The following is a 15546-nucleotide window of genomic DNA, read 5'->3' as shown; positions in this document are numbered from 1 at the left end:
TCTTTTGAGTAGGTTAGAGTATATTAGCAACAGGTTCACTGCCGTACAGGCAGCTTAGAAACGAGTCGCCAGAATCTTTTATGCTGCGACCAAGTTCACTGCCGTACAGGCAGCTTAGAAATACCAGGGCGAACAGACCCACTATCGCAGCGAGTTCACTGCCGTACAGGCAGCTTAGAAAGGGTCGGCATTACTGAACAACTTCGTCCTGTCGTTCACTGCCGTACAGGCAGCTTAGAAAGAGAATATGGTCTCAAGGAGGAGCAGCGGGTAGTTCACTGCCGTACAGGCAGCTTAGAAACGACTGCCGGATAACGCATTCTCCGCTGCTGTGTTCACTGCCGTACAGGCAGCTTAGAAAACTAAGGCAGTCAGTACGCCGATACCGCTGATGTTCACTGCCGTACAGGCAGCTTAGAAAGAGAAAACTCGCGCCATCGTCCAGAATGCCTGGTTCACTGCCGTACAGGCAGCTTAGAAAGCATGGCAGCCAACACTGAGAAGATGCGTAACGTTCACTGCCGTACAGGCAGCTTAGAAATCCGGCGTTTTGGATATCTGAACAATCACATCGTTCACTGCCGTACAGGCAGCTTAGAAAAGCCGCGCAACCTGTACATCATTTTTCACGATGTTCACTGCCGTACAGGCAGTTTAGAAAAATCAGCAGGCCAACGAACGGGGAGCCTCCGGGTTCACTGCCGTACAGGCAGCTTAGAAAAGCTGGTGAGGCTGCGAGGCTCTTTAGAATCCGTTCACTGCCGTACAGGCAGCCTAGAAAATCATCGCGTCGACTTCATTGCCGATGCGCGCGTTCACTGCCGTACAGGCAGCCGCAAGCCCATACACTCCTTAGCCGCATGTTCATTCACTCCCAGCAAGAAGACCCATAACCCAAACATTCATCTTCTCAATAAAAGTAACTCAAAAAGTTATACCCATACCCTCTAACATCACTCCTGGGCGATGCCTTTATGGCGCGACGTAAAACTAAAGTGCACCCACGAAATCTTTCTCAAACCAGGCCTCACTCACCAGCTAGCCCATAAACTCCAAAACCGCACTTTTTTACCCGGTTAATTATGTTGTGTTTTTGTAAACAGATTAACAAACAGCCTGAACCCTGCTATGCTGCCCCACGCGGAACCGGGCACCTTACCCTACTCATGGAATGCTTTGTCACCAGGGTGCACCGGAAACCCATACAATGTGAGCGAGGAGAACGTCGTGCTAGTAGAATACCGTAAGCACGTTGCCGAGCGTGCCGCCCAGGGGATCGTACCTAAGCCGTTAGATGCTTCCCAGATGGCCGCGCTGGTTGAACTGCTGAAAAACCCGCCAGCGGGTGAAGAAGAATTCCTGACCGATCTGTTGGTCAACCGTGTCCCACCCGGCGTTGATGAAGCCGCCTACGTTAAAGCGGGTTTCCTTGCCGCGGTGGCTAAAGGCGAAACGACCTCTCCTCTGGTATCCCCCGAAAAAGCGATTGAACTGCTGGGCACCATGCAAGGCGGTTACAACATTCATCCGCTGATTGATGCGCTGGACGACGCGAAGCTGGCGCCGATTGCCGCCAAAGCGCTGTCGCACACGCTGCTGATGTTTGACAACTTCTACGACGTTGAAGAAAAAGCGAAAGCGGGCAATACCCATGCGCAGCAGGTAATGCAATCCTGGGCGAATGCCGAGTGGTATCTGTCACGTCCCGAGCTGGCAGAAAAAATTACCGTCACCGTGTTCAAAGTGACCGGCGAAACTAACACCGACGACCTCTCTCCGGCGCCGGATGCATGGTCTCGTCCGGATATTCCACTGCACGCGCTGGCGATGCTGAAAAACGCCCGCGAAGGCATCAATCCGGATGAGCCGGGCAACGTCGGCCCGATCAAACAGATTGAAGCGCTGCAGGCCAAAGGCTATCCACTGGCTTACGTCGGCGACGTCGTCGGCACCGGCTCTTCCCGTAAATCCGCGACCAACTCCGTACTCTGGTTCATGGGCGACGATATCCCGAACGTCCCGAATAAAAAAGGCGGCGGTCTGGTGCTGGGCAGCAAAATTGCGCCAATCTTCTTCAACACCATGGAAGATGCGGGCGCGCTGCCGATCGAAGTTGACGTCGGCGAGCTGAACATGGGCGACGTAATTGACGTCTACCCGTATAAAGGCGAAGTGCGCAACCACGAAACCGGCGAGCTGCTTGCCAGCTTTACCCTGAAAACCGACGTGCTGATCGACGAAGTCCGTGCTGGCGGCCGTATTCCGCTGATTATCGGCCGCGGTCTCACCAGCAAAGCGCGCGAATCGCTGGGTCTGCCGCACAGCGACGTCTTCCGTCAGGCGAAAGACGTAGCGGAAAGTACGCGCGGCTACTCGCTGGCGCAGAAAATGGTCGGCCGCGCCTGCGGCGTCGATGGCGTTCGTCCCGGCGCTTACTGCGAACCGAAGATGACCTCGGTAGGCTCTCAGGACACCACCGGCCCGATGACGCGCGACGAGCTGAAAGATCTGGCGTGCCTCGGCTTCTCTGCCGACCTGGTCATGCAGTCGTTCTGCCACACCGCCGCCTATCCGAAGCCGGTCGACGTCAATACGCACCACACGCTGCCGGACTTCATTATGAACCGCGGCGGCGTCTCGCTGCGTCCGGGCGACGGCGTGATCCACTCATGGCTGAACCGCATGCTGCTGCCGGACACCGTCGGCACCGGCGGCGACTCGCATACTCGCTTCCCGATCGGCATCTCCTTCCCGGCCGGTTCAGGCCTGGTGGCCTTTGCCGCCGCGACCGGCGTAATGCCGCTCGATATGCCTGAATCCGTGCTGGTGCGCTTTAAAGGCAAAATGCAGCCGGGCATCACCCTGCGCGATCTGGTGCACGCTATTCCGCTGTACGCCATCAAACAGGGTCTGCTGACCGTTGAGAAGAAAGGCAAAAAGAACATCTTCTCTGGCCGTATCCTGGAGATCGAAGGTCTGCCGGATCTGAAAGTCGAGCAGGCGTTCGAACTGACCGACGCCTCGGCCGAGCGTTCAGCGGCGGGCTGTACCATCAAGCTGGATAAAGCGCCGATCATCGAATACCTCAGCTCCAACATCGTGCTGCTGAAGTGGATGATCGCGGAAGGCTACGGCGATCGCCGTACGCTGGAGCGCCGTATCCAGGGCATGGAAAAATGGCTGGCGGATCCGCAGCTGCTGGAAGCGGACGCCGACGCCGAATACGCGGCGGTGATCGAGATCGATCTGGCCGATATCAAAGAGCCGATTCTGTGCGCGCCGAACGATCCGGACGACGCGCGTCTGCTCTCTGACGTGCAGGGCGAGAAGATCGACGAAGTGTTTATCGGCTCGTGCATGACCAACATCGGCCACTTCCGCGCGGCAGGTAAACTGCTCGACAGCCATAAAGGCCAGCTGCCGACCCGTCTGTGGGTGGCGCCGCCGACCAAGATGGATGCGGCTCAGCTGACCGAAGAGGGCTACTACAGCGTCTTCGGCAAGAGCGGCGCGCGTATCGAGATCCCGGGCTGCTCGCTCTGCATGGGTAACCAGGCGCGCGTGCAGGACGGCGCGACGGTGGTCTCTACCTCGACGCGTAACTTCCCGAACCGTCTCGGCACCGGCGCCAACGTCTACCTGGCATCGGCTGAACTAGCCGCGGTCTCTTCGCTGCTCGGCAAACTGCCGACGCCGGACGAGTACCAGCAGTTCATGGCGCAGGTGGATAAAACCGCCAGCGACACCTACCGCTACCTCAACTTTGACCAGCTGGATCAGTACACCGACAAAGCGGACAATGTGATTTTCCAGACTGCGGTCTGAGTGACTGACTAAAAACCAAAGGGGCGATAATCGCCCCTTTTTCTTTTGCCTTTTCCCCGCAATAATGTCGCCCCGATCTCACTTTAGCGTTGATGATGCGCACACACTATTTTGGTGCGGATTCACTCGCGTCATTAACCAAAGGGTTAGCCCATGGAATACGAATTTTTACGCGATCTCACCGGGCAGGTGAAAGTACGCATGTCGATGGATCATGAAGCGGTGGGCCACTGGTTCAACGAGGAAGTAAAAGAAAACTTGGCGCTGCTGGACGAGGTCGAAGCCGCGATGCGCGGCATCAAGGGCAGCGAGCGTCAGTGGCAGCGCATCGGCCACGAATACACGCTGTGGATGGACGATGAAGAGATCATGATCCGCGCCAACCATCTCGCCTTAGAGGATGACGGGCTGGAAGAGGGCATGAACTACTACGACGAAGAGAGCCTGTCGTTCTGCGGCGTGGAGGATTTTCTTGCCGTGATGAACGCCTACCGTCAGTTTTTACAGGGACGCTGAGTCAGCTCGACCATTCCCAGGGATTAAGCAGCTGCGCGCCCATGCCGGTAAAGTCCTTCACGTTGCGCGTGACCAGCACCATATCGTGCTGCCAGGCGATGGCGGCAATAATGGCGTCGTTCGCGGCGCGCTTATCCGGCACGTGCAGCCGGGCGCAATAGCGCGCCGCTTCTGTTTCAAAAGGCAGAATGCGATCGCTGAATTCTGTCAGCACCGCCGTTTCAAACCACTCCCGCAGTCGGCCTGCCTGAGCAAGATCGCGACGCGCCACCTGAGCGATGCCTTTCTCAATCTCCATAATGGTGATCGCCGAGAGAAACAGATCGCCTGCATCGACGCTATCGGTCCATGCAGACACGGCAGGATCGATAGCGCGCGTGCGCGCCTTGCGCAGCTCGGAAATCACGTTGGTATCCAGCAAATATCTCATGAAAAATCGACGTCCCTGAAGCCGATATCGCCGCGTTCCGGCGCAAAGTCGATCGCCGCCACATCGGGCATCGCCAGCGCGTCCTGAATATTGCGACGTGTGCCGGTCAGTTTTTTATACGCTTCGAAAGTGAGTAAAACGTGCGCGGGTTTGCCGCGATCGGTAATGTAGACCGGGCCTTCCTCTGCCGCTTTTTTCGCGTTCGACACCTGCTGGTTAAATTCTCTGCTCGACAGCGTGAAGATTTTCATCGCGCGCCTCCTGTTTGTAGTGACGTTGCTACATTTTAACCGGAGTGAGCATTTTTTCAACTACCAGCCGAGCGACTATACCTTTGACAGGCTGAGTTAACGACCTTGCGGTTTAGGGTTTGCGTAGCGGTACGCAAAAGGGCAAGCTCTGTGCGAACCCCACATTAAGGACAATCATGATGTTTTCTCTGACAAAACTTCTTGCCGCTTCGCTGCTGTTCAGCGTCGCGCTCGCTCAGGCTTCGATAAACGATGAGGCAGTGGCGGCCATTGCGCAGCAGGAAGAGCAGGCGCTTAAGGCGCGTATCGGCATCGCCGTCATCGACAGCGGCGCGGAAAGCGTCGCCAGCTATCGCGGCAACGAGCGCTTTCCGCTTAACAGCACGCATAAGGCGCTGCTGTGCGGCGCGCTGCTCAGCGCGCAGGATAAAGGCAAACTGCGGCTTACGGAGCGCACGCAGTTTGATCGCGCCGCGCTGGTCACCTATTCGCCGGTTACCGAAAAGTTTGTCGCGCCCGCCGAGATGAGCTGGGAGCAGCTCTGTCATGCGGCTATCGCCTACAGCGATAACACCGCGGCGAATCTGCTGGCGAAAAAGCTCGGCGGCCCAATTGCGGTGACGCGTTTTTTCGCCGATCTGGGCGACAAGGTCACGCGGCTCGACCGCTTCGAGCCTGAGCTGAACAGCGCCGTACCGGGCGATATGCGCGATACCACCACGCCGCTGGCGGTCAGCGAGACGCTGCAAAAGCTGACGCTGGGAACGGCGCTGACGCCCGCTTCCCGGGCGCAGCTGCTGCAATGGATGCGCGACGACAAAGTTGCAGATGCGCTGCTGCGTTCTGTTTTGCCGACAGGCTGGAGCATCGCCGACAAAACCGGCGCTGGAGAGTATGGCTCGCGGTCGATTATCAGCGTGGTATGGCCGGAAAACGGCAAGCCGCTGATTATCGCTATCTATATTACGCAAACAGAGGCGACGCTTGCGCAGAGTAACGCGGCGATCGCCCGCATCGGCAAGGCGATTTTCGCGACGGTGCGCGTGCCGCGTTAAATACAAAAAGGCTCCGATCGCGATCAGAGCCTTTTTTCACGCGCCTGTCAGATGCCGCTGGCGACCGCCTGCGGCTCCTGCGCCTTCTCCTCATCGACAATCGGCTCAACCTTGCCCATCAGGAACAGATAGTTGAGGATGCCGATCACCACCAGTACGGCGGAGAAGACCAGCGCCCAGGTAAAGTTGCCGGTGGCGCCGACAATGGCGCCGGTAATAATCGGGCCGACCGCGCCGCCCATATTCGACACCGTGTTCTGTAGCCCGGCGACGATAGAGACGCTGTTCTTCGGCGCGACGTCGCCCGGCAGCGCCCAGACCTGCGAGGCGGCGACGGTGGTGCCCGACTTGGCGATACAGAGCAGCAGCACGGTCATAAACACCGATTCGGTAAAGGGCGCGAAGCCGATACAGAGCGCCATCAACAGGCCAATGGTCAGGAAGAGCTTGCGCGTGGCGGTCAGCGACAGCACCTTTTTATGCACCATGCGATCCGACGCCCAGCCCGCCAGCACCTCGATCACCATGCCGCAGATCAGCGGCAGCGCGGCGACGAAGCCCATCTTGAGAAAGTCCATGCCCTTATCTTTCACCAGGTAGGTCGGCAGCCAGGTAATGAAAAAGTAGGAGGTGTAGTTGATGGTGAAAAAGCCGATACACATCGCCCAGATATTGCGGTAGCGCAGCAGCCTGTACCACTTCATCGGCCGCACGCCTTTCTCGCCGTGCTTCTGCGCCTGGCCGTCGCGGATCAGTCGCACTTCGTTCCGATCGATCTTTTTATGATCTTCCGGGTTCTCGGCGTAGATAAAATACCAGGCGATCACCCAGAACAGGCCGATGGCGCCGATAACCAGAAAAGTAATGCGCCAGTCCACCATGGCGATCATCCAGACGATCAGCGGCATCGCCACTGCGCCGCCGAACTTCGAGGCGCTGTCGAACAGCCCCGATACGGTGGCGCGCTCGCGATCCGGGAACCAGCGCGCGGCAATGCCCGCGTTGCTGGGATAGGCGGCCGCTTCGCCGACGCCCAGCGCCAGGCGCAGCGCCAGCAGCGATTTAAAGCCGGTCGCCAGTCCCATCGCCATGGTGGCGATCGACCACCAGCCGACCGCGATGCCGAGCCCTTTTTTCTGGCCGAAGCGATCGGCGAACCAGCCCGCCGGGATTTGCAGCAGCGCATAGGACCAGAAGAAGGCGGCCATAATCAGGCCCATCATCTCCGGGTTGATCTCCAGCTCGGTGATCAGATGCGGCGCGGCGGCGGAGAGCACCGTCCGGTCAATATAGTTAATGGCGACGGCCAGCCACATCAGGCCAGCGATCCACCAGCGAATTTTGGTCGAGCGCAGCGTAGGGTTCATCATTATTTTCCACTCGAAACTGGTTGCAGGCGAGGGCGGCGCTTATGCCAGCCCGTTCATGACGTTGACCGGCCGCTCGTCCTGACGGACGCACTGCACTATCTGCGCCACGCAGCGTTCGCCGATGGCGCTGATGGCGCCGTCGGTGTAGCCGGCGATATGCGACGTCGGGATAAAATTCGGCAGGCCAAACAGCGGATGCGAGGTCAGCGGTTCCTGAACAAATACGTCGGCCGCCGCGCCGGCAATCACGTTGTCCTGTAGCGCATGGAAGAGATCCTCTTCATTCACGACGCCGCCGCGCGAGACGTTGATCAGGAAGGCGCGCTTCTTCATGCGGCGCAGGCGCGCGCCGTCGAACAGGTTGCGTGTCTCGTCGGTCAGCGGCGTGTGCAGCGTGATGAAATCGCTCTCTTCGGTGAGCTGGTCAAGGCTGACAAAGGTGATGCCGTGCTCGGCGGCAAAGGCCTCGTCAGGATAGAAATCAAAGGCGATAACGCGCATGTTGAAGCCTTTCGCGCGCAGCGCCACCTGCTTGCCGATATTGCCCAGGCCGACAATGCCCAGCGTTTTGCCGTAGACGTCGGTGGCGAAGATACGCGGCCAGCCGCCCGCGCGCGTTTCCGTGACCGCCTGCGTCAGCTGACGCGCGCCGTTGAGGATCAGCGCGAAGGCGAAGTCGGCGACGGCGTGCTTGTTGGCGTCCGGTACGTTGGTGACGTAAATGCCGCGCGCGCGCGTGGCGTCGAGATCGATATTATCGACGCCGACGCCGTGCTTGCAGACGATCTTCAGCTGCGGCGCCTGCGCCAGCAGCGCGTCGTTTACGTCAGTAAAGGCGACGATCATCGCCACGGTCTCCGACAGATGCGGCGCCAGCGCTTCAGGCGTCGCGTCGGCGGGCAGCATCACCAGCTCGAAGCCGTGCTGTTTTAGGGTATCGATCGGCGTCGTCTCATATTTAGCGAACGACGGCGAGGTGCAGATTACTTTCATCGCGTTTCCCGGTGTGTAAATCGAACAGGCAAGGGCAGCAATGGCTGCCCTGACGGCCATTACTTCAGGTACTGATTGACGACCTGACGGATTTTTTGCTCTTCATCGGCGCTGAATTGCACCGCATAACGGCTGTCGCCGACGTCGTAGCCCAGCAGCGAAACCGCTTTCTTCACCGCCGCCGGGGAGAAGCCGATGCTGTAGAGATCGGTGCGCAGGCCGGTGACGTTCTCCTGCGCCGCGCGCGACCCCTCGATATCGCCTGCGTTGAAGCGCGACCAGATGGCGTTGATCTCTTTTGGCGCGGCGTTGGCCAGGCCGGAGATGCAGGCGGAGCAGCCGTCGACGAAGCCCTGATGGATCAGCGAGTCCGGCCCGTTAAGCACGTCGAAGTTATCAATGCCTTCCGCCGCTTTAATAAAGCCACTCAGGCTTTCATAGCTGCCCGCCGAGTCTTTGATGCCGATAATGTTGGGATGAGACGCCAGGGTACGCACGGTTTCCGGCTGCAGCGTGTTGCCGGTGCGCGCCGGAATATTGTAGAGAAACAGCGGCACCTCGAGCGCGTCAGCCACCGTCTGGTAGTGATAGATCAGCTCGTCCTGCTTGAGCGGCACGAAGTAGGGCGTGATCACCGACACCGCATCTACCCCGAGCTGCGCAACCTGCCTGCCGAGGCGGATAGTTTCGCGTGTTGAAATCTCGCCAATATGGGCGACAACCGGCGCGCGGCCGTTCACCTCATCGACGCAGGTTTCGGTAACGGCGATCTTCTCCCGCTCGTTGAGCACAAAGAACTCGCCGTTGGTGCCGCCGCAGAAGATGCCGTTGCCCGCATCCAGCTGGCGTTTTACCTGTTCGCGCTGCGCTTCAGGGTTATAGGCGCCTTCCCGATCAAAACAGGTGACGATAGCGGTCAATACGCCGGTAATTTTCTGGCTCATACAATCCTCTTTATTCCTGATGTGAAGGGAACAGCGTCAGGTAGACGTCGCGAACGTCATGCGCGCTGACGGCAGCGGGCACGTTCTTCATCAGACGCTGCACGTCGAGCGCCGCTTCCACTAAATAGGGCAGGTGATCCGGGCCGATGCCAAGCTCTTCAAGGCTGGCGGGCAGCTGCAAACGTTTAACCAGCGCGGTGAAATAAGCCACCAGCGCGTGCGATTTGCTCTCGTTGTCCAGTGAGGTATCCGCATCCGGCAGCAGATCGTAGGCCTGAGCGAATTTGTTCACCGCGGCCGGCCGCACAAAGGCCATGCAGGGCGCCAGCAAAATGGCGTTGGCGACGCCGTGCGGCAGATGATATTTGCCGCCCAGCGGATAGGACATGGCGTGCACCAGATGCGTGCCCGCATGGGCGATCGCCGCGCCGCCATAATATGAGGCCCACAGCATATCCAGCCGCGCCTGCAGGTTGTGTGGCTCGGCAACGGCGGTTTCGAGGCTGGCGAACAGTTTTTTCATGCCGATCAGCGCGTAGTTGTCGCTTACCGGGTTCGACACCGTGGCGGTGAAGCATTCAATCAGATGACAAAGCGCATCGATACCGGTCGAAGAGGCGATATGCGGCGGCATGCTGGTGGTCAGCTCCGGCACCAGCGCTACAAAATCGGGCAGCATCACCGGCGAGATAATGCCGACTTTGGTTTCACGCTCCGGGATCGCCAGAATGGCGTTCGGCGTCGCTTCCGAGCCGGTGCCTGCGGTGGTCGGGATCAGCAGCGAGGTGGTGCGCGCGGTCGGCTTTTCGCCCGCCAGCAGCGCCTCCAGCGACGGAGCGTTTTCGACGCACAGCACCGAGAGCAGCTTGGCGACGTCCAGCACGCTGCCGCCGCCGACGCCGATCACCAGATCCACGTCGCGCGCAGGCAGCGCCGCCAGCACCGCGGCGACGTCGTGCTGGCTTGGCTCCGGCGGCACGTTGTTAATCACGCTGACGCTGGCGATATGCTGTTTCAGCTGGCTGATAAGCGCCTGCACCGCCGGGATGGTTTCAATATTTTTGTCCGTCACCAGCAGCGCGCTGGCTTTTCCTTTCAGCAGATAGCTAATGTCGTTCAGCGCCTGGAAGCCGCTAATTACCGTGCTGTTGATATTCATCTCATACCCTTATTACTACGAAACTAGAGCCAATGATTAGGTTTGCTCATTTCAGTGCGTTATATGTCACTTGCTATGGGTCAATTTATAGGACATATCGATTTCGATTAATTTGATCTTGCTCACATATAATCAATCATGATTGAATATAATCATTCACAACGGCATATCGCCGAATCAGGAGAGAAGATGACGCAGAAGTCCTGGAAAACGCCAGTGCTGGTGATCGCCGATGACTTTACCGGCGCGAACGACGCAGGCAGTGGACTGGCGCAGGCGGGCGCTCGCGTGCATGTGCTGTTCAGCAGCGAGACGCCGCTGGATAGCGCCGCCGCCGACGTCTGGGTGATCAGCACCGACAGCCGCGCCGTCAGCGCCGCAGAGGCGGAGGCGCGTACTGAAGCGGTGGTGCGTCAACATCAGGCTTTTATCGCTCAGGGCTGGCTGTTTAAAAAGATCGACTCCACGCTGCGCGGCAATATCGGCGCCGAAGTGCGCGCCGCGCTGGCCGCCAGCGGCAAGAAGCGGGCGCTGATCGTGCCTGCCGTCCCTCGGCTGGGACGCGTCACGCGGCGAGGCGAGGTGCTGGTGAACGGCGTATCGCTGACCGAGACCGAATACGCCAGCGATCCAAAAACGCCGGTCATCAGCGCGCGGGTATTAACGCAGCTCGGGATCGCGGGCAGCGAGATCGATCTCGCCGCGCTGCGCAGCGATCGTTTTGCCGCGCTGCTGGCGGAGCAGCAGGGCGCGGTGGTGATCGATGCGGAAAGCGAAAGCGACCTCGCGCTCATCCTGGCTGCCGCGGCGCAGCTTGACGAAACGCCGCTGCTGGTCGGCGCGGCCGGACTGAGCGACGCGCTGGGCGCGCAGCTGGCGGCACGCGCGCCTGCGCCGGTGCTGGCCGTTATCGGCTCAATGAGCGCCAGCGCCCAGCAGCAGATCGCGCGGCTGGCGGCGCAGCGAGATATCGCGCTGGTAGATATCGATATCCGCCAGCTGTTTGAACGCCCTTGCTGGCCGAATAGCGCGCAGTGGACGGAGCAGGCGCTCGCCGCGCTGTGCAGCGGCCGTCATACGGTGATCCGCACCTGCCAGCGTGCCGATCAGCGCCATGAGATCGACGCGCTCTGTCAGCAGCAGCAGATCACACGCCAGCAGCTTGGCGAGGCGATTTGCCAGTTTCTGGGCGAACTGACCCTGACGCTCTGCCGCGCGCAGCGCCCGGCCGGACTCTATCTCTCCGGCGGCGACGTGGCGATTGCGGTAGCGCAGGCGCTGGGCGCCAGCGGTTTTCAGATTCAGGGCATCGTGGCGGGCTGCGTGCCGCACGGCGTCCTGCTTAACAGTGAATTTACCCTGCCGGTGATGACCAAAGCGGGCGGTTTTGGCGACGAAAACACCCTGGTAGCAGCCATTCGTTTTATTGAGGAGAAGTCGAGTGAGTAAAATTATTGCGGTGACCATGGGCGATCCGGCGGGCATCAGCCCGGAGATCATCATCAAGGCGCTGGCGGAAGGCGACCTTAACGGCGCGCCGGCGGTGGTGGTGGGATGCGCCGCGACGCTGCGCCGCATCCTTGCCCTGAATATTACGCCGCAGGTCGAGCTGCGCGTGCTGGATAGCGTAAAAGAGGCGCACTTCGCGCCAGGTATCATCAACGTTATCGACGAGCCGCTGGCCGATCCGGAAGCGCTAAAGCCAGGCGTGGTGCAGCAGCAGGCGGGCGATCTCGCCTGGCGCTGCGTGAAGCGCGCCACCGAACTGGCGCTGGCGGGCGACGTTCAGGCCATCGCCACCGCGCCGCTGAACAAAGAGGCGCTGCACTCGGCGGGCCATCTCTATCCGGGCCATACCGAGCTGCTGGCGCACCTGACCGACACCAAAGATTACGCGATGGTGCTCTACACCGATAAGCTGAAGGTGATTCATGTCACGACGCATATCGCGCTGCGCAAGTTCCTCGACACGCTGAACCGCTCGCGCATTGAGACGGTGATTGGCATGGCGGACACCTTCCTGCGCCGCGTCGGCTTTGAGAAGCCGCGAATTGCGGTCGCGGGCGTCAATCCGCATGCTGGCGAAAACGGCCTGTTCGGCGACGAGGAGATCACCACTGTCGCGCCGGCGGTGAAGGCGATGCAGGCGCAGGGCATTGAGGTTTTCGGCCCTTGTCCGCCGGATACCGTGTTCCTGCAGTGTCAGGAAGGGCAGTATGACATCGTGGTGGCGATGTATCACGATCAGGGGCATATCCCGCTGAAACTGCTTGGCTTTTACGATGGCGTCAATATCACTGCCGGTTTGCCGTTTATCCGCACCTCTGCGGACCACGGCACCGCTTTTGATATCGCATGGACAGGAAAAGCGAAGTCTGAGAGCATGGCGATCTCCATTAAACTCGCGATGCAGCTAGCATAGGGAAATATGAAGGGACAAAGTCGCCTTGACCAGATTATGGACTATCTGAAAAGCCATAATCTGGTGACTGTTGATCAGCTGGTGAGCGCCATTTCCGCCTCGCCAGCAACCATTCGACGTGATTTGATTAAGCTGGATAAAGAAGGGGTGATTAGCCGCAGCCACGGCGGCGTCACGCTGAACCGTTTTATTCCGGCACAGCCCACCACGCTGGAGAAGATGCAGCGTAACCTGGCGGAGAAGCAGGCTATCGCCCACCACGCCGCCACCTTCGTACAGTCGGGCGATGCGGTAGTGCTGGACGCTGGCACCACCATGCTAGAGCTGGCGCGTCAGCTGACCCATCTGCCGCTGCGCGTGATCACCGCCGATCTGCATATCGCGCTGTTTCTTTCCGAATTCAAACAGATTGAAGTGACCATTATCGGCGGCCGCATCGACGACTCCAGCCAGTCGTGCGTCGGCGAGCACGGACGCCGTCTGCTGCGCAGTATCAATCCCGATATCGCTTTCGTCAGCTGCAACTCCTGGAGTCTTGAGCGCGGCATCACCACGCCAACGGAAGAGAAGGCCGGGCTGAAGCGCGATCTGCTGGCGAATGCGCGTCGCCGCATCTTGCTGGCGGACAGCAGCAAATATGGCTCCTGGTCGCTGTTCTGCGCCGCGCCGGTGGATGAGCTGACCGATGTAGTGACCGACAGTCGGTTAGACGACGACGTCTGCCGCACGCTGCGCGAGCGCGGCATTGCGCTGGCGCTGACCGGTTAAGCTGATACTTCGCTGGCACGCCCAGCGTCTGCTTATTTCCATTTAAACAGGAGCGAAGCGCAGGAGTGTCGCGTGTTTATTGGTCATGTGTGGCGTGAAGCGCTTTAGCTGGCAGATGCGATGCTGCTGTTTGTTGCGAGGGTAATGAGCATTTTTACCTCAGGCTTAATTTTTGGGGCTTCTCTACCTCTTTTTTTGCGGGATTTTATAACTTATTGAAAAATAAGGTTCGTTTACCTATGCTAAATAAAAGGGTTAAAGCCGCGCGAATGCGTTTTTTTGCTGTGATATGAGTAGGTTAGTTTGGTAAGGTAACAGTTCACTGCCGTACAGGCAGCTTAGAAACTCTTTAATGGCCTGGATAATGACGTACTCATTGTTCACTGCCGTACAGGCAGCTTAGAAATATAACCTGCCAACGGATGGCTGGGCTTCATTGTTCACTGCCGTACAGGCAGCTTAGAAATCCGTCATATGCGCTGAAGCTCGTTGATAGCCGTTCACTGCCGTACAGGCAGCTTAGAAAGTGAGATTGCCTGACTCGTCAGTAATGCGTACGTTCACTGCCGTACAGGCAGCTTAGAAACTAAGCTCAGAAGACCAGCGCCCCTGCGTGCTGTTCACTGCCGTACAGGCAGCTTAGAAATTATCCGGCCAGCAAAAGGCCACGGCTAAGCAGTTCACTGCCGTACAGGCAGCTTAGAAAGTGGTTCTCAACGCCTTTTGGGTATGCTGCCAGTTCACTGCCGTACAGGCAGCTTAGAAACACAGATTTTTGAGTTCAGATCGTCGGCCGACGTTCACTGCCGTACAGGCAGCTTAGAAATGCATGTCCGATCTGTATTCGCTATTCAAATTGTTCACTGCCGTACAGGCAGCTTAGAAAGTTACTCAAGGTAATGATGCAAGGCTGGGGACGTTCACTGCCGTACAGGCAGCTTAGAAAATCACGGCACCTGACCTTGCGACAGGATTACCGTTCACTGCCGTACAGGCAGCTTAGAAATTCATATGGTGATCCACACGTTAGACCTGCAAGTTCACTGCCGTACAGGCAGCTTAGAAATTAAAGCAGCAGGAGACGGTTCCCGGCATCAAGTTCACTGCCGTACAGGCAGCTTAGAAATCACGCTGATGACGGCAGAGAAGGCCGATCGTGTTCACTGCCGTACAGGCAGCTTAGAAATACAGCCTTTGCGATGATGGTTGCGAGCTGATGTTCACTGCCGTACAGGCAGCTTAGAAAGTCAGCACTGAAATATCAGGTACAGATTGATAGTTCACTGCCGTACAGGCAGCTTAGAAAACTACCGCAGCCCTGAATGCTGCGCGCGCCCAGTTCACTGCCGTACAGGCAGCTTAGAAAGCGCGCGCAGGCTTTGTGAACTGCTTTTTGATGTTCACTGCCGTACAGGCAGCTTAGAAAGGCACTGATGCCAAATCTGTAGTCGGCTTTTTGTTCACTGCCGTACAGGCAGCTTAGAAAACTACGTGTTAGATAGTTCGTCTGCATAATGCGTTCACTGCCGTACAGGCAGCTTAGAAATCGGGCATCGGGCGTTATAGCTGAAACAAACCGTTCACTGCCGTACAGGCAGCTTAGAAATCTGGCCTTAACGGTCTCTACCATCTCTGGCAGTTCACTGCCGTACAGGCAGCTTAGAAAATGATGAATGGTTAGCCCGTCAGCAGGAGAACGTTCACTGCCGTACAGGCAGCTTAGAAAGAGTATCGCTGGCGCTCTCTGTGGCTCCTGAGGTTCACTGCCGTACAGGCAGCTTAGAAAGTTATAGTCAGTGATCCCACTACCATC

General features: G+C 58.3%; 12 protein-coding genes and 2 CRISPR repeat arrays (1 of these 14 cut by a window edge). Of the genes, 6 read left to right on the top strand and 6 right to left on the bottom strand.

Annotated elements, in window-relative coordinates; translation table 11 throughout:
• Positions 1–33: 33 nt before the first annotated feature.
• Positions 34–781: a CRISPR direct-repeat array (repeat unit 28 nt; unit sequence GTTCACTGCCGTACAGGCAGCTTAGAAA).
• Positions 782–1227: 446 nt separating this feature from the next.
• Both acnB and yacL read left to right on the top strand, forming a co-directional pair.
• Entirely contained in the window at positions 1228–3825 is a 2598-nt protein-coding gene (gene acnB, locus AC6I7Z_RS15660) for a bifunctional aconitate hydratase 2/2-methylisocitrate dehydratase (RefSeq protein WP_096073871.1), read from the top strand.
• A 153-nt stretch (positions 3826–3978) separates the two neighbouring features.
• Positions 3979–4341, top strand: coding sequence for a protein YacL (gene yacL / locus AC6I7Z_RS15655; protein WP_033749520.1), 363 nt, complete (start codon positions 3979–3981; stop codon positions 4339–4341).
• Position 4342: 1 nt separating this feature from the next.
• Here yacL and AC6I7Z_RS15650 read toward each other — a convergent pair whose 3' ends face one another.
• Together AC6I7Z_RS15650 and AC6I7Z_RS15645 are read right to left on the bottom strand one after the other, a co-directional pair.
• On the bottom strand, positions 4343–4771 hold the full coding sequence (locus AC6I7Z_RS15650) for a type II toxin-antitoxin system VapC family toxin (protein ID WP_497814881.1): 429 nt from the start codon (positions 4769–4771) through the stop codon (positions 4343–4345).
• Positions 4768–5022 carry a type II toxin-antitoxin system Phd/YefM family antitoxin gene (locus AC6I7Z_RS15645; RefSeq protein WP_497814880.1) on the bottom strand — a complete coding sequence of 85 codons (255 nt, stop codon included), beginning with the start codon at positions 5020–5022 and terminating at the stop codon, positions 4768–4770. The genes AC6I7Z_RS15650 and AC6I7Z_RS15645 overlap by 4 nt, the downstream gene beginning before the upstream one ends.
• Positions 5023–5201: 179 nt before the next feature.
• Here AC6I7Z_RS15645 and bla point away from each other — a divergent pair, with 179 nt between their 5' ends.
• Positions 5202–6077: a class A beta-lactamase gene (gene bla / locus AC6I7Z_RS15640; RefSeq protein WP_497815463.1), complete on the top strand. Its 876-nt coding sequence runs from the start codon at positions 5202–5204 to the stop codon at positions 6075–6077.
• 47 nt (positions 6078–6124) lie between these two features.
• Here bla and AC6I7Z_RS15635 read toward each other — a convergent pair whose 3' ends face one another.
• From AC6I7Z_RS15635 to AC6I7Z_RS15620, 4 genes are read right to left on the bottom strand one after another with little or no spacing between them, the layout of a single operon-like run.
• Positions 6125–7444: an MFS transporter gene (locus AC6I7Z_RS15635; RefSeq protein WP_497815462.1), complete on the bottom strand. Its 1320-nt coding sequence runs from the start codon at positions 7442–7444 to the stop codon at positions 6125–6127.
• A gap of 42 nt (positions 7445–7486) precedes the next feature.
• Complete coding sequence (locus AC6I7Z_RS15630; RefSeq protein ID WP_497814879.1) at positions 7487–8440, bottom strand: phosphoglycerate dehydrogenase; 954 nt, start codon at positions 8438–8440, stop codon at positions 7487–7489.
• 59 nt (positions 8441–8499) lie between these two features.
• Positions 8500–9384, bottom strand: a complete 885-nt coding sequence (locus AC6I7Z_RS15625) for a dihydrodipicolinate synthase family protein (protein ID WP_497814878.1) — start codon at positions 9382–9384, stop codon at positions 8500–8502.
• 10 nt (positions 9385–9394) lie between these two features.
• Positions 9395–10543: an iron-containing alcohol dehydrogenase gene (locus AC6I7Z_RS15620; protein ID WP_497814877.1), complete on the bottom strand. Its 1149-nt coding sequence runs from the start codon at positions 10541–10543 to the stop codon at positions 9395–9397.
• A gap of 189 nt (positions 10544–10732) precedes the next feature.
• On the opposite strand from AC6I7Z_RS15620, the gene dtnK reads away from it, so the two are divergent.
• From dtnK to AC6I7Z_RS15605, 3 genes are read left to right on the top strand one after another with little or no spacing between them, the layout of a single operon-like run.
• Positions 10733–11992, top strand: a complete 1260-nt coding sequence (gene dtnK / locus AC6I7Z_RS15615; protein ID WP_497814876.1) for a D-threonate kinase — start codon at positions 10733–10735, stop codon at positions 11990–11992.
• Positions 11985–12965: a D-threonate 4-phosphate dehydrogenase gene (locus AC6I7Z_RS15610; protein ID WP_497814875.1), complete on the top strand. Its 981-nt coding sequence runs from the start codon at positions 11985–11987 to the stop codon at positions 12963–12965. The genes dtnK and AC6I7Z_RS15610 overlap by 8 nt, the downstream gene beginning before the upstream one ends.
• Before the next feature lie 6 nt (positions 12966–12971).
• A complete protein-coding gene (locus AC6I7Z_RS15605; protein ID WP_497814874.1) occupies positions 12972–13733 on the top strand; it encodes a DeoR/GlpR family DNA-binding transcription regulator in 762 nt (253 codons plus the stop codon).
• 317 nt (positions 13734–14050) lie between these two features.
• A CRISPR array of direct repeats spans positions 14051–15546; the repeat unit is 28 nt; unit sequence GTTCACTGCCGTACAGGCAGCTTAGAAA (it continues 993 nt past the right edge of the window).

The sequence above is a fragment of the Pantoea sp. X-Soil-MYKO-1289 genome (assembly GCF_059730625.1).
The sequence above is the reverse complement of the archived record's forward strand: the minus strand, read 5'-3'. Positions and strand labels throughout refer to the sequence as shown.